The sequence below is a fragment of the Pectobacterium sp. F1-1 genome (genome assembly GCF_025643735.1).
GTDB classification, from domain to species: domain Bacteria; phylum Pseudomonadota; class Gammaproteobacteria; order Enterobacterales; family Enterobacteriaceae; genus Pectobacterium; species Pectobacterium colocasium.
Map to the genome: position 1 here is coordinate 4,218,729 of NZ_CP104733.1, position 23,470 is coordinate 4,242,198.

The 23,470-nt window shown below is 50.0% G+C and carries 19 protein-coding genes, 1 tRNA gene, 3 rRNA genes and 1 pseudogene; 7 read left to right on the forward strand and 17 right to left on the reverse strand.

The features are described from left to right. Nucleotides 1–117 precede the first annotated feature (117 nt). Complete coding sequence (iclR, locus tag NAL19_RS18840; RefSeq protein WP_263058148.1) at nt 118–948, forward strand: glyoxylate bypass operon transcriptional repressor IclR; 831 nt, start codon at nt 118–120, stop codon at nt 946–948. Between the two features lie 341 nt (nt 949–1,289). On the opposite strand, the gene aceK is transcribed toward iclR, so the two are convergent. From aceK to NAL19_RS18885, 9 genes are all read right to left on the reverse strand, one after another. After that, nucleotides 1,290–3,017, reverse strand: a complete 1,728-nt coding sequence (aceK, locus tag NAL19_RS18845; RefSeq protein WP_263059753.1) for a bifunctional isocitrate dehydrogenase kinase/phosphatase — start codon at nt 3,015–3,017, stop codon at nt 1,290–1,292. Nucleotides 3,018–3,066: 49 nt separating this feature from the next. Continuing rightward, the gene (gene aceA, locus NAL19_RS18850; protein ID WP_263058149.1) at nt 3,067–4,374 is read right to left on the reverse strand and encodes an isocitrate lyase; all 1,308 of its coding nucleotides are present in this window, start codon (nt 4,372–4,374) and stop codon (nt 3,067–3,069) included. Between the two features lie 31 nt (nt 4,375–4,405). Beyond that, nucleotides 4,406–6,004 (reverse strand): malate synthase A, encoded by a 1,599-nt coding sequence (aceB, locus tag NAL19_RS18855; protein ID WP_263058150.1) that lies wholly within the window; start codon nt 6,002–6,004, stop codon nt 4,406–4,408. A 283-nt stretch (nt 6,005–6,287) separates the two neighbouring features. After that, complete coding sequence (metA, locus tag NAL19_RS18860; protein ID WP_180779201.1) at nt 6,288–7,217, reverse strand: homoserine O-acetyltransferase MetA; 930 nt, start codon at nt 7,215–7,217, stop codon at nt 6,288–6,290. A 130-nt stretch (nt 7,218–7,347) separates the two neighbouring features. Then, nucleotides 7,348–7,719: a YjaA family stress response protein gene (locus NAL19_RS18865; protein WP_263058151.1), complete on the reverse strand. Its 372-nt coding sequence runs from the start codon at nt 7,717–7,719 to the stop codon at nt 7,348–7,350. A gap of 86 nt (nt 7,720–7,805) precedes the next feature. After that, a 5S ribosomal RNA gene (gene rrf / locus NAL19_RS18870) occupies nt 7,806–7,921 on the reverse strand. Between the two features lie 132 nt (nt 7,922–8,053). Then, nucleotides 8,054–10,960 (reverse strand): 23S ribosomal RNA (locus NAL19_RS18875). A gap of 260 nt (nt 10,961–11,220) precedes the next feature. Then, nucleotides 11,221–11,296: transfer RNA gene (locus NAL19_RS18880), tRNA-Glu, on the reverse strand. A gap of 86 nt (nt 11,297–11,382) precedes the next feature. Next, nucleotides 11,383–12,924 (reverse strand): 16S ribosomal RNA (locus NAL19_RS18885). The 16S, 23S and 5S rRNA genes sit together here with 1 tRNA gene alongside, the layout of an rRNA operon. Before the next feature lie 507 nt (nt 12,925–13,431). Between NAL19_RS18885 and NAL19_RS18890 the strand changes: the two genes are divergently transcribed. Continuing rightward, nucleotides 13,432–13,980, forward strand: coding sequence for a gamma carbonic anhydrase family protein (locus NAL19_RS18890; RefSeq protein WP_263058152.1), 549 nt, complete (start codon nt 13,432–13,434; stop codon nt 13,978–13,980). Here the strand turns inward: NAL19_RS18890 and NAL19_RS18895 are convergent. From NAL19_RS18895 to dprA, 6 genes are read right to left on the reverse strand one after another with little or no spacing between them, the layout of a single operon-like run. Continuing rightward, nucleotides 13,965–14,222 (reverse strand): DUF1488 domain-containing protein, encoded by a 258-nt coding sequence (locus NAL19_RS18895; RefSeq protein ID WP_263058153.1) that lies wholly within the window; start codon nt 14,220–14,222, stop codon nt 13,965–13,967. The two genes, NAL19_RS18890 and NAL19_RS18895, sit on opposite strands and share 16 nt — an antisense overlap. Beyond that, entirely contained in the window at nt 14,219–15,046 is an 828-nt protein-coding gene (gene aroE / locus NAL19_RS18900; protein ID WP_263058154.1) for a shikimate dehydrogenase, read from the reverse strand. The genes NAL19_RS18895 and aroE overlap by 4 nt, the downstream gene beginning before the upstream one ends. A gap of 19 nt (nt 15,047–15,065) precedes the next feature. After that, the gene (tsaC, locus tag NAL19_RS18905) at nt 15,066–15,635 is read right to left on the reverse strand and encodes an L-threonylcarbamoyladenylate synthase type 1 TsaC (protein ID WP_263058155.1); all 570 of its coding nucleotides are present in this window, start codon (nt 15,633–15,635) and stop codon (nt 15,066–15,068) included. Then, complete coding sequence (locus NAL19_RS18910; protein ID WP_225085978.1) at nt 15,628–16,185, reverse strand: topoisomerase DNA-binding C4 zinc finger domain-containing protein; 558 nt, start codon at nt 16,183–16,185, stop codon at nt 15,628–15,630. The genes tsaC and NAL19_RS18910 overlap by 8 nt, the downstream gene beginning before the upstream one ends. A gap of 20 nt (nt 16,186–16,205) precedes the next feature. Next, the gene (locus NAL19_RS18915; RefSeq protein ID WP_225085979.1) at nt 16,206–16,679 is read right to left on the reverse strand and encodes a DUF494 family protein; all 474 of its coding nucleotides are present in this window, start codon (nt 16,677–16,679) and stop codon (nt 16,206–16,208) included. Further along, entirely contained in the window at nt 16,651–17,772 is a 1,122-nt protein-coding gene (dprA, locus tag NAL19_RS18920; protein WP_225085980.1) for a DNA-protecting protein DprA, read from the reverse strand. Before dprA ends, NAL19_RS18915 begins: the two co-directional genes overlap by 29 nt. Nucleotides 17,773–17,900: 128 nt before the next feature. On the opposite strand from dprA, the gene def reads away from it, so the two are divergent. The 5 genes and pseudogenes from def to mscL all read left to right on the forward strand — a co-directional run bounded on the left by def (nt 17,901) and on the right by mscL (nt 22,678). Beyond that, nucleotides 17,901–18,413 carry a peptide deformylase gene (gene def / locus NAL19_RS18925; RefSeq protein WP_225085981.1) on the forward strand — a complete coding sequence of 171 codons (513 nt, stop codon included), beginning with the start codon at nt 17,901–17,903 and terminating at the stop codon, nt 18,411–18,413. 23 nt (nt 18,414–18,436) lie between these two features. After that, complete coding sequence (fmt, locus tag NAL19_RS18930; RefSeq protein WP_225085982.1) at nt 18,437–19,384, forward strand: methionyl-tRNA formyltransferase; 948 nt, start codon at nt 18,437–18,439, stop codon at nt 19,382–19,384. Between the two features lie 66 nt (nt 19,385–19,450). Next, a pseudogene (gene rsmB, locus NAL19_RS18935) lies at nt 19,451–20,741 on the forward strand (16S rRNA (cytosine(967)-C(5))-methyltransferase RsmB). A gap of 56 nt (nt 20,742–20,797) precedes the next feature. Beyond that, entirely contained in the window at nt 20,798–22,174 is a 1,377-nt protein-coding gene (gene trkA / locus NAL19_RS18940) for a Trk system potassium transporter TrkA (protein ID WP_263058156.1), read from the forward strand. Between the two features lie 90 nt (nt 22,175–22,264). After that, a complete protein-coding gene (mscL, locus tag NAL19_RS18945; RefSeq protein WP_225085984.1) occupies nt 22,265–22,678 on the forward strand; it encodes a large-conductance mechanosensitive channel protein MscL in 414 nt (137 codons plus the stop codon). A gap of 30 nt (nt 22,679–22,708) precedes the next feature. Here the strand turns inward: mscL and NAL19_RS18950 are convergent, their stop codons facing one another. Both NAL19_RS18950 and NAL19_RS18955 read right to left on the reverse strand, forming a co-directional pair. After that, a complete protein-coding gene (locus tag NAL19_RS18950; RefSeq protein ID WP_180743850.1) occupies nt 22,709–22,921 on the reverse strand; it encodes an alternative ribosome-rescue factor A in 213 nt (70 codons plus the stop codon). Nucleotides 22,922–23,034: 113 nt separating this feature from the next. Continuing rightward, nucleotides 23,035–23,394, reverse strand: coding sequence for a DUF1992 domain-containing protein (locus tag NAL19_RS18955; RefSeq protein WP_225085985.1), 360 nt, complete (start codon nt 23,392–23,394; stop codon nt 23,035–23,037). Nucleotides 23,395–23,470 lie beyond the last annotated feature (76 nt).

The following is a 23,470-nucleotide window of genomic DNA, read 5'->3' on the forward strand; positions in this document are numbered from 1 at the left end:
GTGCAGCATGAGACTTTTTCAGATCATTTGCCGATAAAAAACCCAGAGAAAGAAGAGTTGCATTCTGCGGCAAAAAAACGAAAATCAATTCCATTACCATAAAAAGGAATCGACGCCATGACGCCACCAGAGCCAGCCAAACGTGGGAAAAAACCCCGATCCAGCACGGGCGCTACCGCACAGCCGACCGGGCAGGTTCAGTCGCTGACCCGTGGCCTGACGCTGCTGGAGTATATCGCCAGAGCAAACGGCAGCGTGGCGCTAACCGATCTCGCTCAACAGGCAGGTTTACCGAATTCTACGACCCATCGCCTGCTCACGACCATGCAACAGCAGGGCTTTGTGCGTCAGGTTGGCGATTTGGGGCTGTGGACGATTGGCTCGCACGCGTTTATCGTCGGCAGTAGCTTTCTGCAAAGCCGCAACCTGCTGGCGATTGTGCATCCGATAGTACGCAAGCTGATGGAAGATTCGGGCGAAACCGTCAATCTGGCCGTGCTTGATAAGACCGACAGCCAGGCGATCATTATCGATCAGGTGCAGTGCACGGCACTGATGCGTATGTCTGCACCGATCGGCGGTAAGCTGCCGATGCATGCTTCTGGTGCCGGGAAAGCCTTTCTGGCGCATTTGCCTGATGCACAGGTCACGCAGTTGCTGCACAAAAAAGGGCTGCACGGCTACACGCCACACACGTTTAGTTCGCCGCAAGCCCTGAAGGAAAACCTGTCGCTGATTCGCAAGCAGGGCTATTCGTTCGATGACGAAGAGCACGCGCTGGGGCTACGCTGTATCGCGGCCTGCATTTTGGATGAACACCACGACGCCTTCGCCGCCATTTCCATCTCCGGCCCCGTATCTCGCATCACGGACGACCGCGTCACGGAACTCGGCGCACTGGTAATCAAAGCCGCCAAGCAGGTGATGCAGGAATACAGCGGGTTATGAATAAGGTGTGTTCCTCGTAATAAGCTGCCAATTATGGCGTGCTTTACCATTATCCGGCGTAAAAATTATGCAGCGGTGAGCATGATCGCCGAGTGAGCGACAGGACGTCGCGAAAGTCAGTGCCGCGTCAGGAACGCGTCACTGACGGCTCGAATAGCGATCATGAACACCGATGGCACCGCGTAGCGGCATAATTTAGCCGGAAGCCTGGGTTCGTAGGGCGGCGGCGACTGAGCCGCCCTACGTCGGGCGCGTATACGGTATCGCATAAGAATGGCGGTGCTGTGGCGCACGAAACGCTCTCTGAAACAGAATATAAACGAACCGAAGAAGGGAACTGTTCAAATTTCTATTCGTTGACTAAAACGCTTCCTCCGCCGGTAGGCGTACACATCCTCAATGTGCCCTTCCCTGATACGCTGCTGTAGCGCCCGCCAGTAATCCGCGCAAAACAGATCGCCGTGCATTTCCTCAAACAGCGCGCGAATGTGGTGGTCGCTACACAGGAAATGGGGGAACTCTTCGGGAAACACATCATTCGGCGCAACGCTGTACCACGGCTCTGCGGCCAGTTCATCTTCCAGGTAACGCGGCGGCGGTATTTTGCGGAAATTCACCTCGGTCATGTAGCAAATTTCATCGTAGTCATAAAACACAACCCGCCCATGACGCGTGACGCCGAAATTCTTGAATAGCATGTCGCCGGGGAAAATGTTCGCCGCCGCCAGCTGTTTGATGGCATTGCCATACTCTTCAATCACATCATGCAACTGCTGTGCATTTGCCTGCTCCAGATAGAGATTCAGCGGCGTCATCCGGCGTTCCATGTACAAGTGCCGAATCACCAACCGATCGCCCAGATCTTCCAACTTCTCCGGCACCTCATGCCAAAGCTCATCCAGCAGTTCCGGGCTGATGCGATGCTTATCAATGACGAAGTTTTCATATTCCTGCGTATCCGCCATGCGCCCAACGCGATCGTGCTCTTTCACCAGTTGATAGCACGCCATGACCCGCTCCGCGCTCACTTCTTTCTGCGGCGCAAAACGATCTTTGATGACCTTAAAGACGCGATCGAAAGAAGGCAGCGTAAACACCAGCATCACCATCCCTTTCACGCCGGGCGCGATGATGAACTGCTCTTCTGATTCAGCAATGTAGTGCAGATATTCACGGTAATACTCGGTTTTACTGTGCTTCTGGCAGCCAATAGCCAAATAAAGCTCCGCCGTCGTCTTCCCCGGCAAAATATCCCGCAGCCAGGCCACCAGCGCAGACGGCAGCGGGGCATACACCATGAAGTAAGAACGGGCGAAACCAAACACAATGCTGGCATCCGCCTGACTGGTTAAGCAGGTATCAATAAATAGCGCACCGCGCTCATTGTGGTGAATCGGTAACAGGAACGGAAAAATACCGTCAGGGAGCGACAGCTTGCCCACCAACCAGGCCGCTTTGTTGCGATAAAACAGCTCGTTAGCCACCTGTAATGTCGCCTGAGCCAGCTGCTCCGCAGAGAAAGTGCGCTGTAAATACGCCGCGATATAACCAATATCACGTGGCAAATCTTCCCACGGTAACCGCAGCGGCACATCACCCAACAATTTTTCCAACATGTTCTGCCAGCCGTCGGTTGGCATAAATGTCTTGGCGATAGGTCGGGGAATCTCACGAAAACGCTGTTCAGGCTGAGAACTGAAAACAAATAGCTTATCCGGCGTCAGTTCCCGATGGTTAAACAGCCGACAGTAGACGGAATTAAAGAAACTCTCAGCAATCTCAAAACGCGGGTAGTCCGGCAGTAAGCGGGTGTAGATATGCTTCACTCGCGCCAAAAAATCCGCGTCATCACAGCGGATACCGGTAATACAGCGCAACTGTTCAACCACCAAACCAACGTGGTGATCGTATAGATGAATACGCTGTTTCATTGCCTGTTGTACGGCAGGCCAGTCAGCCTGTTCAAAGCGCTGCTGCGCCCCCGCCGTCACTTCGAGAAAACGTCCATATTGCGCATCAAACCCTTGCAGGATCGTCTGCGCCACCAGCTTTTCAAGGTCACGCGTCATCATGATCTCCAGATGAAACCCGGCCAGCGGTTCACTGACCGGGTTAGGATCAGAACTGCTGTTCTTCCGTCGATCCCGTCAGCGCCGTCACCGAAGACTCGCCTCCCTGAATGATGTTTGTCACCTTATCGAAGTAGCCGGTCCCTACCTCCTGTTGATGTGATGAGAAGGTATAGCCATCTTTAATCGCTTCAAACTCAGGCTGCTGTACCTTTTCTACGTAGTGTCTCATCCCTTCACCCTGCGCATAGGCATGCGCCAGGTCAAACATGTTGAACCACATACTGTGGATACCCGCCAGCGTAATGAACTGATACTTGTAGCCCATCGCCGACAACTCATCCTGAAAACGCGCAATCGTGCTGTCATCCAGATTCTTCTTCCAGTTAAAGGAAGGTGAACAGTTGTATGCCAGCAGCTTACCGGGGAACTTCGCGTGGATAGCTTCAGCAAAACGGCGCGCCAGCGATAAATCCGGTGTAGACGTTTCACACCACACCAGATCGGCATAAGGTGCATAGGCCAAACCGCGGCTGATAGCCTGCTCAATCCCCGCACGGGTGCGATAGAATCCTTCTACCGTGCGTTCGCCGGTGATGAAATCACGATCGTACTCATCACAGTCAGACGTCAGCAAATCCGCCGCATCCGCATCGGTTCGCGCAACCAGTAAAGTAGGCACCCCCAACACATCTGCCGCCAGGCGCGCCGCAATCAGCTTCTGAACCGCTTCCTGAGTGGGAACCAGCACTTTACCGCCCATGTGGCCGCATTTCTTCGCCGATGCCAGTTGATCCTCAAAGTGAACCGCTGCGGCTCCCGCTTCAATCATCGATTTCATCAGCTCAAATGCGTTAAGCACGCCGCCGAATCCCGCTTCCGCATCTGCCACAATCGGCAGGAAGTAGTCGGTATGGCGCTTGTCGCCCGGCTCAATGTGGTTTGCCCATTGGATCTGATCGGCACGCCGAAACGTATTATTGATGCGTTCAATCACCGCAGGCACAGAATTCGCCGGGTAGAGCGACTGATCGGGATACATGCTCGACGCCAGATTGGCGTCCGCCGCCACCTGCCAGCCGGAAAGATAAATCGCTTCAATACCGGCTTTCGCCTGCTGTAAAGCCTGCCCTCCCGTCAGCGCCCCCAGGCAATTCACATAGCCTTTGCGGGCGTCACCATGCAGCAGATTCCACAACTTAGCTGCACCGAGCTGCGCGAGCGTACATTCCGGGTTCACCGAGCCCCGTAGATTAATCACATCTTCTGCGCTGTAAGGGCGCGTAATGCCTTCCCAGCGGGCGGTTTTCCACTCTTTTTCAATATGCTGGACTTGTTGGGTACGAGAGGTCGTCATAGCAGAGGTTCCTTTTTATTATCAGTCAGGGTTAATCAAGCAGTGCGTAGCCGGGTAATGTCAGGAAGTCGATCAGCTCATCTTGCGTGGTAATTTGCTCCATCAGCCGGGCGGCATCATCAAAACGCCCTCCGCTGAAACGGGCATCACCGAGTTCTTCCTGAATCACAAACATCTCTTCGGCCAACATCTGGCGGAACAGCGCCTTGGTGATCACGCGACCATCGTTCAATGTCTTGCCGTGACGAATCCACTGCCAAATTGAGGTACGGGAAATTTCTGCCGTCGCTGCGTCCTCCATCAGCCCATAAATCGGGACGCAGCCATTACCGGATATCCATGCTTCGATGTATTGCACCGCAACACGGATATTCGCGCGCATCCCCACTTCCGTGCGCTCTCCCGGACAAGGCTCCAGCAATTCCTCGGCGCGAATGGGGGCATCTTGCTCACGGCGAATATCGAGCTGATTTTTACGCTCACCTAACGCCCGATCGAACACCTCCATCACCGCATCTGCCAGCCCCGGATGAGCCACCCAGGTGCCATCATGCCCATTGTGAGCTTCCAGCTCTTTGTCTTTACGAACCTTGTCTAACACCCAGTTATTACGTTCCGCGTCCTTACTTGGGATGAACGCCGCCATCCCACCCATGGCGAACGCACCACGGCGATGGCAGGTTTTGATCAACAGCCGTGAGTAAGCGCTAAGGAAGGGTTTTTCCATCGTCACCGACTGGCGGTCAGGCAGAACGCGATCGCCGTGGTTCTTTAATGTTTTGATATAGCTGAAGATGTAGTCCCAGCGGCCGCAGTTCAGCCCAACGATATGATCGCGCAAGTGGTAGAGGATTTCGTCCATCTGGAAAACAGCAGGCAGCGTTTCAATCAACACCGTTGCTTTAATCGTCCCGCGTGGCAGGTCAAAACGATCTTCGGTATAGCAGAAAACATCATTCCACCAGGCCGCTTCCTGCCATGACTGCGTCTTTGGCAGATAGAAATAAGGGCCACTCCCTTTCTTCAGTAATTCCTGATAGTTATGGAAAAAATACAGCGCGAAGTCGAACAGGCTGCCGGGGATCGCTTCCCCCTGCCAGGACACATGTTTTTCGGGCAGATGCAAGCCGCGCACACGGCAAATCAATACGGCAGGATTGGGTTTCAACTGGTAGATTTTTCCTGTTTCATTGATATAGGAAATCGTACCGCGTACGGCATCACGTAAGTTGATTTGCCCGTCAATGACCTTTTCCCATCCCGGCGACAGTGAATCCTCAAAGTCCGCCATGAAAACCTTCACATTGGCATTCAATGCATTGATTACCATCTTGCGTTCAACTGGGCCGGTAATCTCAACACGACGATCCTGAAGGTCATCGGGAATACCGCGTATTGTCCACGCTTTATCAAGAATGGAAGCCGTTTCTGAAATAAAATCAGGTAGCTTACCCTGATCGATATTACGCTGCTGGACCTGCCGTTCGGCGAGCAACTGATTACGTGCCGGTGTGAAATGCGCGACCAGCTCCGTTAAAAAATCAATCGCTTCCTCCGTAAGAATTTGCTTCTCACCTTCGCCAAAACGCTGACTAAACGCCAATTCTCTGTTTATCGTCTGCTGCATCATTCGTGGTTCCTTTTCAGATTCCGCTTCATTCATCAACAACCGCCAAATCGGCAAACCAGTATGTACATTTCTTAGCCGACAGAATTAAGCGTAATACAATAAAAAACAAAATCAAAAACAATTTCCATTTTTATGATTTTTTAAACATAACTTATTAATAAAAATGAAGATAAAAATAGAAAGAGAAAAGAAATGACTTTCACTCATCAGCAGAAATGAAATGATTCAGCACGAAAAAGAAAGGCACCTTAAAAGGTGCCTTAGAGAAAAGAAGGGAGGTGACTTAGTCCAGCGTAGGGTTCATGCGACGTAAATCATAAGGCGTAATCTGGTAGACGTAGTAATTCAGCCAGTTAACAAAAAGCAGATGGCCGTGGCTACGCCAGCTCGCTTTCGGCGCCAATTCAGGGTTGTCGTCAGGGAAATAGTTAACCGGTACAGCCGGATCCAATCCAGCGTCGTAATCACGGAAAAACTCTCCCGCTAGCGTGAGGGCATCATACTCTGGGTGTCCGGTAACAAACGCCAGACGCTTATCTTTGCTGGCAAACAGATAGGCGCCCGCTTGCTCTGACTCAACCAAAATATCCAAATCTGTATGCTGGCGAATCACATCAACCGGAAAATCCGCATAGCGCGAATGTGGTGCCAGGAACGTTTCGTCAAAGCCACGGGTCAACAACGCATGGGGTTGTAATGTTTGATGCGAATAAACGCCAGATAGCTTTTCCTTACGGGTCATTTTTGGAATGCCGTAGAGGATATTGAGAGCAGCCTGCACAGCCCAACACACGAATAATGTGGAGGTCACATGCTCTTTTGCCCACTCGATGACACGCGCGATCTGTGGCCAATAAACAACATCGCAGAAATCGACTAGTCCCAGTGGTGCGCCCGTCACAATCAGGCCATCAAAATTGTCGTTCTGAATATCGTCAAAATCACAGTAGAAATTATTCAAATGCTCAGCCGGCGTATTCTTTGATTCACGACTATCGATACGCAACAGCTGGATATCAATCTGTAGGGGAGAATTGGATAACAGGCGCAGAAACTGGTTTTCAGTCTCAATTTTTTTAGGCATCAGGTTCAGCACCAGCACTTTGAGGGGACGAATTTCCTGCGTTTTAGCACGCGAGGACGTCATGACAAAGACGTTCTCATTACGCAGAAAATTGACGGCTGGTAACTCATCAGGAACCCGAATTGGCATAACCTTATATCCTCAAAGCATACGTTTAAACGTTTAGACATCCAGATGCCCGAAGATAGCGAGTTTTCGTTCTAATGTCGAGTGCTCAGCGCATAAGGTGAAAATGTTTCACGAGATTCAGTATGCACCATCAGAACGACTTCTGCTGAATACGTTTGAGCGCGTCAGAATCACTCAGAGGAACAGCGCTAGAAATAACAATGAGCCTAGACTTACGATAGCTCATGACTGTGATCTCCTGAAGTATGCGTTCCTCTACAGGAGAAAGCCCTCCTTCATTCATCTCCAGAGCGTGAATCAGTAGTGTTGTGCTACTGAACCAGTTACACCAATTACAGGGAGCAACCTGACGAACAACACCCCGTAGAGTCTCTGCGGCATTCATAAAATCAGCGACCAAAATTCTATTGTTGCTAAATGCACTCTGCGTGGAAGCCTCACGCTGAGTGGCAAGATTACGTACGGTTATTTGATTTTTACGGATTTGGATATAGAGATTCATGATGGGTCTTCCTGACGGTTCACTCTTCCCCGAACGCGCACAGCAAAAAGCCCCTGTCTTTCGACAGGGGCCTTCCACTATTTGATGCCTGGCAGTTCCCTACTCTCACATGGGGAAGCCCCACACTACCATCGGCGCTACGGCGTTTCACTTCTGAGTTCGGCATGGGGTCAGGTGGGACCACCGCGCTATCGCCGCCAGGCAAATTCTGTTTCATTCCAGCCGTTACTTAACATGGCTTTTCTCTTCACCATCTCCGTAACCACCAGAACCAATCTTCGAACAAGCTGAGTATTGTCTTTTGAGTCATCTCTCAAAACACCTTCGGTGTTGTAAGGTTAAGCCTCTCGGGTCATTAGTACTGGTTAGCTCAACGTATCGCTACGCTTACACACCCAGCCTATCTACGTCGTCGTCTTCAACGGCCCTTCAGGGGCATCAAGTGCCCAGGGAAGACTCATCTCGAGGCAAGTTTCCCGCTTAGATGCTTTCAGCGGTTATCTCTTCCGCACTTAGCTACCGGGCAATGCAATTGGCATCACAACCCGTACACCAGTGGTGCGTTCACTCCGGTCCTCTCGTACTAGGAGCAACCCCTCTCAATCTTCCAGCGCCCACGGCAGATAGGGACCGAACTGTCTCACGACGTTCTAAACCCAGCTCGCGTACCACTTTAAATGGCGAACAGCCATACCCTTGGGACCTACTTCAGCCCCAGGATGTGATGAGCCGACATCGAGGTGCCAAACACCGCCGTCGATATGAACTCTTGGGCGGTATCAGCCTGTTATCCCCGGAGTACCTTTTATCCGTTGAGCGATGGCCCTTCCATTCAGAACCACCGGATCACTAAGACCTGCTTTCGCACCTGCTCGAGCTGTCACTCTCGCAGTCAAGCTAGCTTATGCCTTTGCACTAACCTCCTGATGTCCGACCAGGATTAGCTAACCTTCGTGCTCCTCCGTTACGCTTTGGGAGGAGACCGCCCCAGTCAAACTACCCACCAGACACTGTCCGCAACCCGGATTACGGGTCTACGTTAGAACATCAAACATTAAAGGGTGGTATTTCAAGGTTGGCTCCACGCAGACTGGCGTCCACGCTTCAAAGCCTCCCACCTATCCTACACATCAAGGCTCAAGGTTCAGTGTCAAGCTATAGTAAAGGTTCACGGGGTCTTTCCGTCTTGCCGCGGGTACACTGCATCTTCACAGCGAGTTCAATTTCACTGAGTCTCGGGTGGAGACAGCCTGGCCATCATTACGCCATTCGTGCAGGTCGGAACTTACCCGACAAGGAATTTCGCTACCTTAGGACCGTTATAGTTACGGCCGCCGTTTACCGGGGCTTCGATCAAGAGCTTCTCCTTACGGATAACCCCATCAATTAACCTTCCGGCACCGGGCAGGCGTCACACCGTATACGTCCACTTTCGTGTTTGCACAGTGCTGTGTTTTTATTAAACAGTTGCAGCCAGCTGGTATCTTCGACTGGTCTCAGCTCCATCCGCAAGGGACTTCACCTTACACCAGCGTGCCTTCTCCCGAAGTTACGGCACCATTTTGCCTAGTTCCTTCACCCGAGTTCTCTCAAGCGCCTGAGTATTCTCTACCTGACCACCTGTGTCGGTTTGGGGTACGATTCGGTGTTACCTGGAGCTTAGAGGCTTTTCCTGGAAGCGTAGCATCAGTTACTTCATCACCGTAGTGACTCGTCATCACGCCTCAGTGTTAACGATGACCCGGATTTACCAAAGTCACCCACCTTCACGCTTAAACCGGGACAACCGTCGCCCGGATAACCTAGCTTTCTCCGTCCCCCCTTCGCAGTAACACCCAGTACAGGAATATTAACCTGTTTCCCATCGACTACGCTTTTCAGCCTCGCCTTAGGGGTCGACTCACCCTGCCCCGATTAACGTTGGACAGGAACCCTTGGTCTTCCGGCGTGCGGGTTTTTCACCCGCATTATCGTTACTTATGTCAGCATTCGCACTTCTGATACCTCCAGCAGCCCTCACAGGCCACCTTCGCAGGCTTACAGAACGCTCCCCTACCCAACAACACTTAAGTGTCGCTGCCGCAGCTTCGGTGCATGGTTTAGCCCCGTTACATCTTCCGCGCAGGCCGACTCGACCAGTGAGCTATTACGCTTTCTTTAAATGATGGCTGCTTCTAAGCCAACATCCTGGCTGTCTGTGCCTTCCCACATCGTTTCCCACTTAACCATGACTTTGGGACCTTAGCTGGCGGTCTGGGTTGTTTCCCTCTTCACGACGAACGTTAGCACCCGCCGTGTGTCTCCCGTGATAACATTCTTCGGTATTCGCAGTTTGCATCGGGTTGGTAAGTCGGGATGACCCCCTAGCCGAAACAGTGCTCTACCCCCGAAGATGAGTTCACGAGGCGCTACCTAAATAGCTTTCGGGGAGAACCAGCTATCTCCCGGTTTGATTGGCCTTTCACCCCCAGCCACAAGTCATCCGCTAATTTTTCAACATTAGTCGGTTCGGTCCTCCAGTTAGTGTTACCCAACCTTCAACCTGCCCATGGCTAGATCACCGGGTTTCGGGTCTATACCCTGCAACTTAACGCCCAGTTAAGACTCGGTTTCCCTGCGGCTCCCCTAAACGGTTAACCTTGCTACAGAATATAAGTCGCTGACCCATTATACAAAAGGTACGCAGTCACCTAACAAGTAGGCTCCCACTGCTTGTACGTACACGGTTTCAGGTTCTGTTTCACTCCCCTCGCCGGGGTTCTTTTCGCCTTTCCCTCACGGTACTGGTTCACTATCGGTCAGTCAGGAGTATTTAGCCTTGGAGGATGGTCCCCCCATATTCAGACAGGATGTCACGTGTCCCGCCCTACTCATCGAACTCACAATCTGTGCATTTTTGTGTACGGGACTATCACCCTTTACTGTGCGACTTTCCAGACGCTTCCACTAACACACAAACTGATTCAGGTTCTGGGCTCTTCCCCGTTCGCTCGCCGCTACTGGGGGAATCTCGGTTGATTTCTTTTCCTCGGGGTACTGAGATGTTTCAGTTCCCCCGGTTCGCCTCATTAACCTATGGATTCAGTTAATGATAGTGTGTCGAAACACACTGGGTTTCCCCATTCGGGTATCGTCGGGTATAACGCTTCATATCAGCTTACCGACGCTTATCGCAGATTAGCACGCCCTTCATCGCCTCTGACTGCCTAGGCATCCACCGTGTACGCTTAGTCGCTTAACCTCACAACCCGAAGGTGTCTTTGATAAATCAAAGTCATCATCGTGCTGTGATTATTTGAGAGACTCATTGACAGACAGAATCATCACAACTCACCCGAAGGCAGTCATGAATATTCAGCTGTCATGTTTCAATTTTCAGCTTGTTCCAGATTGTTAAAGAGCAATATCTTAAACCCTGACTATCGCTAATCAGTTTTAAGATATGAAGTAAGTCGATTACTTACTGAAGACCCCCGCTTTCACCGGAATGGTCGGATGCGCTGGCGTCCCCTAGGGGATTCGAACCCCTGTTACCGCCGTGAAAGGGCGGTGTCCTAGGCCTCTAGACGAAGGGGACACGACACCGTACTTTGTTGACGCTTTTGCTCGTTATTTTCATCAGACAATCTGTGTGAGCACTTCACTCAACCCACATCTTCTTGGTAAGGAGGTGATCCAACCGCAGGTTCCCCTACGGTTACCTTGTTACGACTTCACCCCAGTCATGAATCACAAAGTGGTAAGCGCCCTCCCGAAGGTTAAGCTACCTACTTCTTTTGCAACCCACTCCCATGGTGTGACGGGCGGTGTGTACAAGGCCCGGGAACGTATTCACCGTAGCATTCTGATCTACGATTACTAGCGATTCCGACTTCATGGAGTCGAGTTGCAGACTCCAATCCGGACTACGACGTACTTTATGAGGTCCGCTTGCTCTCGCGAGGTCGCTTCTCTTTGTATACGCCATTGTAGCACGTGTGTAGCCCTACTCGTAAGGGCCATGATGACTTGACGTCATCCCCACCTTCCTCCAGTTTATCACTGGCAGTCTCCTTTGAGTTCCCGGCCTAACCGCTGGCAACAAAGGATAAGGGTTGCGCTCGTTGCGGGACTTAACCCAACATTTCACAACACGAGCTGACGACAGCCATGCAGCACCTGTCTCAGAGTTCCCGAAGGCACTAAGCTATCTCTAGCAAATTCTCTGGATGTCAAGAGTAGGTAAGGTTCTTCGCGTTGCATCGAATTAAACCACATGCTCCACCGCTTGTGCGGGCCCCCGTCAATTCATTTGAGTTTTAACCTTGCGGCCGTACTCCCGAGGCGGTCGATTTAACGCGTTAGCTCCGGAAGCCACGCCTCAAGGGCACAACCTCCAAATCGACATCGTTTACAGCGTGGACTACCAGGGTATCTAATCCTGTTTGCTCCCCACGCTTTCGCACCTGAGCGTCAGTCTTTGTCCAGGGGGCCGCCTTCGCCACCGGTATTCCTCCAGATCTCTACGCATTTCACCGCTACACCTGGAATTCTACCCCCCTCTACAAGACTCTAGCTTGCCAGTTTCAAATGCAGTTCCCAAGTTAAGCTCGGGGATTTCACATCTGACTTAACAAACCGCCTGCGTGCGCTTTACGCCCAGTCATTCCGATTAACGCTTGCACCCTCCGTATTACCGCGGCTGCTGGCACGGAGTTAGCCGGTGCTTCTTCTGCGGGTAACGTCAATCGGTGAGAGTATTAATCTCACCGCCTTCCTCCCCGCTGAAAGTGCTTTACAACCCGAAGGCCTTCTTCACACACGCGGCATGGCTGCATCAGGCTTGCGCCCATTGTGCAATATTCCCCACTGCTGCCTCCCGTAGGAGTCTGGACCGTGTCTCAGTTCCAGTGTGGCTGGTCATCCTCTCAGACCAGCTAGGGATCGTCGCCTAGGTGAGCCATTACCTCACCTACCAGCTAATCCCATCTGGGCACATCTGATGGCGCGAGGCCCGAAAGTCCCCCGCTTTGGTCCGAAGACGTTATGCGGTATTAGCTACCGTTTCCAGTAGTTATCCCCCTCCATCAGGCAGTTTCCCAGACATTACTCACCCGTCCGCCGCTCGTCACCCAAGGAGCAAGCTCCTCTGTGCTACCGCCCGACTTGCATGTGTTAGGCCTGCCGCCAGCGTTCAATCTGAGCCATGATCAAACTCTTCAATTTAAGATTTGTTTGATTTGCTGAACTCGTCAGCGATGCTCAAAGAATTAGTCACTGTTTATTCGTAATGAATTTACTGTTGTTCACTCTTCAAGACTTTTTATATCGTCAAGATACGGTCTTGTGAGTGCCCACACAGATTGTCTGATTAAATTGTTAAAGAGCGTTGCGTTGCGGCCTTAACCACTTCGCGAGGTGGCGTATACTACGCTTATCACCTGCAGAGTCAACGTTTATTTTAAAGCGTTTTCTCTTTCTTTATCGACCCGGTTGTGTGTTCACAGCACCGTGTCGATGGAGGCGCATTATAGGGATCCGTTTTCGTTACACAACAACTTTCTTGATCTTTTTTTCTGTTCGCCTGTTTTTCGACCCTTTCGATGAGATCTTACTCGATCCACCCCACTTTTCAGTTGCCGGTGTCTCATATCTGTCGATATTTTGTCTGTAATGCGAATAATCAGTAATGTGGTAAATAACTACATATGCTAAATAACTACGAGGTTATCGATGAGTGCAAAAACATTCCGCCGTTATAACGGTATTTCTCCCGTTTTAGGAGAAAGAGTCATGGTCGATCATTCCAGCGTGGTGATTGGCAAAGTAACACTAGGCGATGATGTCGGTGTCTGGCCCCTTGTCGCCATACGCGGTGACGTTAACTACATCACTATCGGTGCCAAGAGTAATATTCAGGATGGATCCATGCTCCATGTCACCCACTGTTCAGAGAAAAAGCCAGAAGGTAACCCGCTTATTATTGGGGAAGATGTCACTGTAGGCCATAAAGCGATGTTACATGGCTGCCAAATAGGAAATCGGGTTCTGGTAGGAATGGGATCAATACTCCTGGATGGCGCCGTTGTTGAGGATGATGTCATGATCGGCGCCGGTAGCCTGGTCCCTCCTGGAAAGCGGCTAGAGAAGGGACATCTATACCTCGGCAGCCCAGTTAAAAAAATTCGACCGCTGACTCAAGAAGAAATAGAGGGATTAATTTACTCGGCAAACAACTATGTTCGTTGGAAAGATGAATACCTTGCTCAGGACAGCGAGTAGCACCCCTCATCATCCCATTCTTCAGCGACGATCATTTTTTCCAATTCATCCTCAAGATCCCATCGATATTCCCTGAACAGCGCCAGCCACTGTTCAGGGCTATCGCCGCCATAGCGTTGCTGGAGCTGTGTTGCGCTCACTAGACATTCCTGCTGAAAGCCATTCACTAAAACGGGAAAGCGGATCGCCATTACCTTATCATCCCAACTTTCACGATCTGGGAACTGGATCGCCTGATTCACTTTGCAAGATCCTGCTTGAGTAAACCGATCACGGGTTCCACATCAGGCATCACGCCATGCCAAAGCTTAAACGCATGGGCCGCTTGCCCCACTAACATTCCCAAACCATCTGCATAGCGGATAGCACCATGCTGTACGCACCATGACAAAAAAGGTGTCAGTTGCGGCAGATAGAACATGTCATAGCAACCTGTATCAGGCGAAATGAGTTCTGGCGGTAAGTTAGGAATACTATCGTACATCCCAGAAGATGTCGCATTAATGATCAGATCGAATGACTGGCCATGTAAATCGTCGAGAGCAACAGCTTGAATATCTCCAATGCCACTGAAGATCTTAACTAATTCATCAGCCTTGGAAAACGTCCTATTCGTCAGCACAATCGTACAGCCATAGGCCAGTAAGGGTTGGATAACCCCTCGCGCTGCACCACCAGCACCAACCAGCAACACACGATCCAACGGCTTTACCAGCGCCAATCGTTGCAGATCGCTAAGTAAACCAATGCCATCTGTATTATCACCAAACAGGCGACCGTCACTCAGCCTCTTCAATGTGTTGACCGCCCCAGCAAGCGCCGCGCATTCGCTACGTTCATCGGCTTCGGCAAAGGCACGCTCTTTAAAGGGCGCAGTCACATTCGCACCGCCTGCGCCATCGAGAAAATACTGGCGTAGCACCTGCTCAAAATCATCCAGAGGCGCTAAAACGCGCTCATACGTCAACGTTATCCCCGTCTGTGCAGCAAATAGCTCATGTATGCGAGGTGATTTACTATGTGCAATCGGATTGCCAAAAACTGCAAAAGACGTTACTTCAGACACGTTCCCCTCCAACTTACCGTTACCCCTGACGAATAAGTTCGCCTGTTAATACATCCCTGATTTCTGATGGGTTCATTCTTCCGCCGACATCCCCAACTAGCACAGGAAAATCATCACCAAACTGTTGAGAAACTTCCTGAGCCGTGCGGCAAGGAGGTTGACCACTTAAATTGGCGCTAGTCGACACCAGCGGTTTATCGTAACGCTGGCACAGTTCTTTGACTAACGGGTGGTCGCTAACGCGCACCGCAAGTGAAGAAAATTGCCCCGTTAACCACCGCGGAGTCGTGCGTTTTGCAGGCAATACCCAAGTAACCGGACCAGGCCATGTGGAAAACATCATAGCTTTCTGCTCATCGGATAACGCGCTGTCATCAATATAAGGAGCCAGTTGGCTAAAATCTGCCGCAATCAAGATCAGTCCTTTTTGCCAAGGGCGCTGTTTTAACGCTAGCAGGCGATTAACCGCCACTTCACTATCAGGATCGCAGCCCAACCCGAATACTGCTTCAGTCGGGTACGCAATAACCTGCTGGTTATGTAATTCCCGTAAAACGGGAATCATTAGTTCATCAGAGACATCACTCATTCTTATCAACTTCTGCCGCTATCGGCTTTCCACATAATTTACTGGCACAAAATAGCTTGGTACCTTGTGCCGTTTTTTTCTCAAACAATAAGGCGTAATGGCAAGAAGGACACTCACCCGCTATCGGTTTATGGTTTAACGTAAACTGACAATCGGGATAGCGATCGCAAGAATGAAACACCTTGCCGTAGCGAGACTTACGCTGTAACAACGTACCTTCATGACACTGTGGACATCGAATCGCCGTTTCATCAGGGCGATCGATAGTCTCGGTATGATGGCATTCAGGGTAATTGCCACAGCCGATGAACATCCCATAACGGCCTTGCCTGAGTACCAATGTCGACTGACAAAGTGGGCATTGCTGCCCATCCAACACTTTGACGATATGTCCATCAGCCTGTGCTTTCAGTGGGCGAATGAATTCGCATTCTGGATACGCAGAACAGCCGAGAAACGGGCCGTGCCGACCAGAACGGATAACCAGCACTGACCCACAGTCTGGACATATTTCCTGTTTTCTTTCAGCAAACAGTACGGGCTTAGCCATTCGAAATGTTATCCCTCTGGCTATTGCACATAACCGTCATTGACCTCAAAGAGTAATTCTTCCATTTGCTGATAGGCATTCTCACAGCCAGGCACATTGAAAAGCACCATGAGGATGACCCACTTCAGATCTTCCAGATCAAACTCCTGCGTTTCCAACGCCATGACGCGTTCGATGACCATCTCCCGCGTTTCAAGATTCAGAACCTGAATTTGCTCAAGGAACAATAAAAAGCCACGACATTCCGCATCAAGACGCAACTCTTCATCCTGCATATAGATCCGCATAGCCAGAGGATCGTTCGCCAAATAAAGCGGAGCAGTCTGCCCTTCCTGAATATCGGCCAATTTTTCCAGCCAACTCAACGCGCTATAGATATCGTTACGATCGAATCCAGCGCGGGTGAGGTCATCAGTTAACGTATCCTGATCGACACGCATTTCAGTTTCATTGTGGATGTAGCTCTCAAACAAGTACATGAGTACGTCGAACATGGCCTGCCCTCCTTAATCGGACATAGCCGCCGGGTACTGCTGCGATCCATCCTGCTAACTCCAGCTCTAATAGCTTGGTGACTATCTCTGGCACAGGTTGGCCGGCACGTTCAGCGACAACGTCAACAGGTGTAACCTCATCTCCTACGTTAGCCAACACGTCGGCAAATGGCAATTCGCCATCCTCTTCTTCGTTAGAAATAGTTTTCCCGCTTTCCATTGACAGCCACTGTAGCTCACTCACCAACTGCTCAAGAATATCCTTCGGATGTGTAACCAGGCAGGCTCCTTGCTGGATCAACCAGTGCGTCCCTTCAGTCATAGGATTACCTATTGGCCCTGGCAGAGCGAAAACCTCCCGTCCTTGTTCTAAAGCATAACGCGCCGTGACCAGCGATCCGCTGCGGATAGATGCCTCAATGACCAGAACACCCAACCCTAGTCCGCTAATGATGCGATTTCTTCTGGGAAAGTTGGTTGGGAAAGGCGGCATCGCAAGGGGAAATTCGGAGACCAATGCACCGCCAGTGCCACAAATACGTTCTGCAAGCTTAGCGTGCCGCTTGGGATAAATATTCTCCAACCCACTTCCCAATACGGCAATGGTTCTCCCCCCTGCATCCAAAGCAGCCCGATGAGCAATACCATCAATGCCAATGGCTAACCCACTTGTTATTGTGAGGTCACTTGCGGCAAGTTCTTGAGCAAAAAATCCTCCCCAGCGTTCACCGTAAGCACTGCAGCCTCGGCTACCAATAATCGATATTTGTGGCGATGCCAATAACTCAGGAGAGCCAGATACAAAAAGCAACAGTGGAAAATCACGAATGTTGCTCAACAGAAAGGGATACAGGGCATCTTCGCACGTCACGATATGATGATTAGGATAAGACAACCAATTGAGTGTTTCTTCCAAGGTCTTACGATCATAGGAACAGAATTGTTCTATTTGATCATCAGACAGGCCTAACGCACTCAGGCTCTCGTTATCGAACGCCTTTAAATCAATAAGTTTTCTGACAATAGCCCGAGCACGTAAAGCGCCCAGGTGCCTTACGCCCGTCATACGTAGCCAAATTTCCGTTGATAGCATCAGCGTCCCTTATTCCGCTATGTTCAGATAAGTGGTGCAATTCAGAGCTGATGCTGTCAATCGGGGCAGGAAATGTCTAGAATGAGCGCTAAGACTCTCTCACTATTCAGATACAGATCTAAACATATATGTCAGTTTTGCAGGTATTACATTTTCCAGACGAGCGGCTCCGCATCACTGCGCAGCCCGTAAAAGAAGTCAATGCAGATATTCAACGTATCGTGGATGATATGTTCGATACCATGTACGAAGAAGAAGGTATTGGGCTGGCCGCAACACAAGTGGATATTCATCAACGCATCATTGTCATTGACGTTTCTGAAGAACGAAACCAACGGCTGGTGCTGATCAATCCCGAACTGATTGAAAAGAGCGGCGATACGGGTATTGAAGAAGGTTGCCTGTCGATCCCTGAAACGCGTGCGCTGGTTCCTCGTGCAGAGCATGTAAAAGTGCGTGCATTGGATCGTGAAGGTAAAACGTTCGAACTTGAAGCAAGTGAGCTACTTGCCATTTGTATTCAGCATGAAATGGATCATCTGGTTGGGAAACTGTTTATCGATTACCTTTCCCCACTTAAACGCCAGCGCATTCGTCAAAAACTGGAAAAACTGGCTAAGCAGAATAGCCGGGCCCGCTAATTTTCATCCTGACAGGAAGCACCGTGTCTGATTCTTTACGCATAATCTTTGCCGGCACCCCTGACTTTGCAGCGCGTCACCTTGACGCGCTTTTATCATCAGGACATGAGGTCGTTGGCGTTTTCACCCAGCCCGATCGCCCAGCAGGCAGGGGCAACAAGCTCACCCCCAGCCCGGTAAAAGTACTCGCAGAGCAACATAGCATCCCTGTTTTTCAGCCCAAATCTCTGCGACCGGCAGAAAATCAGGCGATGGTTCAGGCGTTAAATGCCGATGTTATGGTCGTTGTCGCCTACGGCTTAATTCTGCCGCAGCCCGTATTATCCATGCCGCGCCTTGGCTGCATTAATGTCCACGGTTCTCTGTTGCCTCTCTGGCGTGGTGCGGCGCCAATTCAGCGCGCACTGTGGGCTGGGGATAGTGAAACCGGTGTGACGATCATGCAAATGGATGTCGGACTCGATACTGGCGCAATGCTGCACAAAATTTCATGCCCCATCCTGCCTCAAGATACCAGCGCAACGTTGTACGATAAACTTGCTGAGCTGGGACCACGTGGCTTATTGGAAACGCTGGAACAACTTGCTGATGGCAGCGCTGTCGCTGAAGCGCAAAATGACGCCCTTGCTACCTATGCAGAAAAACTCAGCAAAGAAGAAGCTCGCCTAAACTGGCAGTTATCTGCTGAGCAGCTTGAGCGCTGTATTCGTGCTTTCAATCCCTGGCCAGTCAGTTATTTCACAGTAGATGAACAACCGGTGAAAGTCTGGAAAGCGGAAGTCATGACCACAGCACATGGCTCATTGCCCGGAACCATCCTTCAGGCAGATAAACAAGGTATTCAGGTGGCAACAGCTGCGGGTATCTTGAATATTCAGGAATTGCAGCCTGCTGGCAAAAAAGTAATGAGTGCACAGGATCTGCTTAACTCACGTCGTGAGTGGTTCGTTCCCGGTAATACACTGAACTAATCTATTTTTCATACCGGCGTCATGCCGGTATATCCTCTCTTTTTACGTATACGTCATCGCTAACACATGAAAAGCTCATACAATTTACGCAGCATTGCCGCAAAAGTGGTGGGACAGGTTCTGGATCAGGGACAGTCGCTCAGCGCCTTATTACCCGTTCATCAGCGTGAAGTCTCCGATAAAGATCGCGCACTTTTGCAAGAGCTTTGCTTTGGCGTATTACGCGTTTTACCACAGTTGGAATGGTGTATTCAGCAACTGATGTCAAAGCCCCTGACGGGTAAACAGCGCACGCTGCACTACCTCATCATGGTCGGCATCTACCAACTGCAATATACGCGGATCCCGCCACATGCAGCGCTGGCTGAAACAGTAGAAGGTGCTGTGGCGTTAAAAAAACCGCAACTCAAGGGGCTGATTAATGGTGTATTACGCCAATTTCAGCGTCAGCAGGAAGAACTGATTCAACGTGAGGCAACTCACTCGTCCCACTACCTGCATCCAAGCTGGCTGCTGGCGCGCATTGAGCGTGCCTATCCAAATCACTGGCAAAACATCGTTGAGGCGAATAATCAACGCCCCCCAATGTGGTTACGTGCGAATCGATTACACCACACACGTGAAGCGTATTTAAACTTGTTAGTACAAGAGGGTATCGAGGCATTTCCTCATGCTGAATACAGCGATGCGATACGACTTGCCTCTCCCTGTGCGGTCGATCAATTGCCAGGATTTTCTCAAGGATGGGCAACGGTACAAGATGCATCGGCTCAAGGCTGCGTCTATTGGCTCGATCCACAAGATGGCGAACAGATCCTCGATCTCTGCGCTGCACCCTGGCGGAAAAACGACACACATTTTAGAAGCGGCACCAAAATCTCATGTACTCGCTGTCGATGTAGATGAAACACGTTTAGGCCGAGTAAAAGAAAATTTACTGCGGTTACAAATGCATGCCGAAGTAAAACAAGGCGATGGACGTTACCCCGATTCATGGTGTGAAGGGCGTGTGTTTGATCGCATTCTGTTGGATGCCCCGTGCTCAGCCACGGGTGTGATTCGTCGTCATCCTGATATTAAGTGGTTGCGCCGAGACAGAGACATTGAAGAGCTGGTTGCACTACAAAAAGAGATCCTTGATGCCATTTGGCCACATCTCAAAACCGGCGGCACAATGGTCTATGCTACCTGCTCCATTCTGCCGCAAGAAAATGCTCAACAAGTTACGGATTTCCTAACTCGCCATGCCGATGCAAAACTGGTTGATACAGGTACAAGAGAAATGCCAGGTATACAGATGCTTCCTCATGCTGATGGTGGCGATGGTTTCTTTTATGCGAAGCTGGTAAAAAACTGATATTGAACCCAGTATTGTCTGCAACAGGAAGCAATCAATAAACGGCATGGCTTATTATGAAAATTATCATCCTTGGCGCGGGTCAGGTCGGCGGAACACTGGCAGAAAATCTAGCAGGTGAAAACAACGACATCACTGTCGTTGATACTGATGCAAACCGGTTACGCCAGCTTCAGGATAAGTTTGATCTGCGTGTCGTTACTGGCTATGCCTCTCACCCGCGAGTGCTACGTGAAGCGGGAGCGGAAGATGCTGATATGCTGGTCGCCGTTACCAATTCCGATGAAACCAATATGGTAGCCTGCCAGATCGCTTATTCTCTTTTCAAAACACCAAATCGGATCGCGCGCATTCGTGCTGCCGAGTACATCCGTGAATCAGAACAGCTGTTTTTACCCGAAGCGGTTCCCATCGATCACCTGATCTCGCCAGAGCAACTGGTGATCGATAACATCTACAAACTGATCGAATATCCCGGAGCACTTCAGGTCGTCAACTTCGCTGAAGGCAAAGTGAGTATTGCAGCGGTTAATGCTTATTATGGCGGCCCATTGGTTGGTAATGCCCTCACCTCTCTCCGTGAACACATTCCTCATGTAGACACTCGCGTTGCGGCTATTTTCCGTCACGATCGTCCAATTCGCCCACAGGGTTCCACTATCATCGAAGCCGGTGACGAAGTGTTTTTTGTCGCTGCTTCCCAACATATTCGCGCAGTGATGAGCGAATTACAGCGCCTTGAGAAACCGTATAAAAGGATCATGATCGTTGGCGGAGGTAACGTCGGTGCTGGATTAGCTCAACGGTTAGAAAAAGACTACAGCATCAAGTTGATAGAACGTAATGCAGATCGTGCAGTTGAGTTGGCTGAACTTCTGCAAAATACGGTGGTATTTCACGGCGATGCTTCAGACCAGGAGCTCCTTGCCGAAGAACATATTGAGCAAATTGATGTATTCATCGCCATTACCAATGATGACGAAGCGAATATTATGTCAGCGATGCTGGCCAAACGTATGGGGGCGAAAAAAGTCATGGTGCTCATCCAGCGCCGGGCTTATATCGATCTGGTCCAGGGTAGCGTCATTGATGTCGCTATCTCCCCACAGCAGGCAACCATTTCTGCGCTACTCAGCCATGTCCGTAAGGCAGACATCGTTAGCGTATCCTCCTTGCGCCGTGGTGTGGCTGAAGCAATTGAGGCCATCGCCCACGGTGACGAGGGCACATCGAAAGTTGTTGGAAGAATGATCGAAGATATTAAGCTTCCACCGGGTACCACTATCGGCGCAATTGTTCGTGGTGATGACGTCATTATTGCCAATGCAAATAGCAAAATAGAGCAAGGCGATCATGTCATTATGTTCTTAGCGGACAAAAAATTTGTACCTGATGTTGAACGACTATTTCAACCAAGTCCCTTCTTTTTGTAATGTAGGAATAGATTTATCGCGAATCGATAATCTGGCAAAGATACGGCTATTGGTTAGAATTAATTTATATTTTTGGCAAGGAGAACGGATATGAGCATCATCAAAGAATTCAGAGAGTTTGCCATGCGTGGCAACGTTGTCGATTTGGCGGTGGGTGTCATTATTGGTGCTGCTTTCGGCAAAATTGTCTCTTCGTTGGTATCAGATATTATTATGCCGCCACTTGGACTTTTGATTGGCGGGGTTGATTTTAAACAATTCAGCCTAATCCTTCGTGATGCCCAAGGCGACATTCCTGCCGTTGTCATGAACTATGGCGCTTTCATTCAAAATATCTTCGACTTTGTCATCGTCGCTTTCGCAATCTTTATGGCAATCAAACTCATGAACAAGCTACGCCGTAAGCAGGAAGATGCGCCTGCTGCGCCGCCTAAGCCTAGTGCTGAAGAGAATCTGTTAGCTGAAATTCGCGACTTACTGAAAGAACAACAACCTAAACAATAAGAGCTGAGTGTCTAGCAACTCTTGCTTTCGTTACACAGAAAGCAGGAAGGCCAGAGGTAAATAATCGCTTGATTGCTTACCACTGGCCTCCCAACTACCTTTCTTCACATGTTTTTCTTTTCTACGATAACTTCCTTTCCCTTTTTCATTTACTTCAATACGTTGGCGAAACAGTGGGTCATGTAACAGTGCCTCAATGGCGTTGTCCTGAATTTTCCCACGCTTATGACGATATGTGGTCATCATCACTCCTAAGAAAGTTGGGCTAATGAATTGTATATGTATAAATAAATCAGACGGAGTATATAGCCGAAATGGAAAGATGAGAATAGCACTCCAGCGAATTCTTCTGGCAGCTAGAATTTCTTATTGAGTTGTATTTTGTAATCCTGATGTAGAAAATCAGTATTGATCCCTTTCTGCTGCAAGCTGATTTCCAACATACGCAAGCGCCGGGAAGCTTCCTCATATTCAGGAGAATCGCGGGATATCGTTTTAAGAAAGTCGGTTAGCTGTAAAGCAGCTTTTCTTTCTTGAAGTTCTACAGGTAAATAGCCAGCATTCTTGAGCAACCGATAGGCTGTTCTGAGCTCCTGTGGTATGCCGCTATCATCATCAAGAATCAAAGGGCTGCCGGAACCTGAAAGATTATCAAAAACACCATCTTCCTGAGCCTTGCGGATATGTTTTTCAACTAACTCATCAATCAACCACATGGCAATCTCTTACCTGTTTTCATTAATGGAGCTTAGTTTATTCCAGATGTAAAAAAACCGGGTTTCCCCGGTTTTT

Bases quoted from the DNA above. Each gene is read 5' to 3' on its own strand.
- iclR (WP_263058148.1), top strand. From the start codon at position 118: ATGACGCCACCAGAGCCAGCCAAACGTGGGAAAAAACCCCGATCCAGC.
- aceK (WP_263059753.1), bottom strand. From the start codon at position 3,017: ATGACGCGTGACCTTGAAAAGCTGGTGGCGCAGACGATCCTGCAAGGG.
- aceA (WP_263058149.1), bottom strand. From the start codon at position 4,374: ATGACGACCTCTCGTACCCAACAAGTCCAGCATATTGAAAAAGAGTGG.
- aceB (WP_263058150.1), bottom strand. From the start codon at position 6,004: ATGATGCAGCAGACGATAAACAGAGAATTGGCGTTTAGTCAGCGTTTT.
- metA (WP_180779201.1), bottom strand. From the start codon at position 7,217: ATGCCAATTCGGGTTCCTGATGAGTTACCAGCCGTCAATTTTCTGCGT.
- NAL19_RS18865 (WP_263058151.1), bottom strand. From the start codon at position 7,719: ATGAATCTCTATATCCAAATCCGTAAAAATCAAATAACCGTACGTAAT.
- NAL19_RS18890 (WP_263058152.1), top strand. From the start codon at position 13,432: ATGAGTGCAAAAACATTCCGCCGTTATAACGGTATTTCTCCCGTTTTA.
- tsaC (WP_263058155.1), bottom strand. From the start codon at position 15,635: ATGAGTGATGTCTCTGATGAACTAATGATTCCCGTTTTACGGGAATTA.
- NAL19_RS18910 (WP_225085978.1), bottom strand. From the start codon at position 16,185: ATGGCTAAGCCCGTACTGTTTGCTGAAAGAAAACAGGAAATATGTCCA.
- NAL19_RS18915 (WP_225085979.1), bottom strand. From the start codon at position 16,679: ATGTTCGACGTACTCATGTACTTGTTTGAGAGCTACATCCACAATGAA.
- dprA (WP_225085980.1), bottom strand. From the start codon at position 17,772: ATGCTATCAACGGAAATTTGGCTACGTATGACGGGCGTAAGGCACCTG.
- def (WP_225085981.1), top strand. From the start codon at position 17,901: ATGTCAGTTTTGCAGGTATTACATTTTCCAGACGAGCGGCTCCGCATC.
- trkA (WP_263058156.1), top strand. From the start codon at position 20,798: ATGAAAATTATCATCCTTGGCGCGGGTCAGGTCGGCGGAACACTGGCA.
- mscL (WP_225085984.1), top strand. From the start codon at position 22,265: ATGAGCATCATCAAAGAATTCAGAGAGTTTGCCATGCGTGGCAACGTT.
- NAL19_RS18950 (WP_180743850.1), bottom strand. From the start codon at position 22,921: ATGACCACATATCGTCATAAGCGTGGGAAAATTCAGGACAACGCCATT.
- NAL19_RS18955 (WP_225085985.1), bottom strand. From the start codon at position 23,394: ATGTGGTTGATTGATGAGTTAGTTGAAAAACATATCCGCAAGGCTCAG.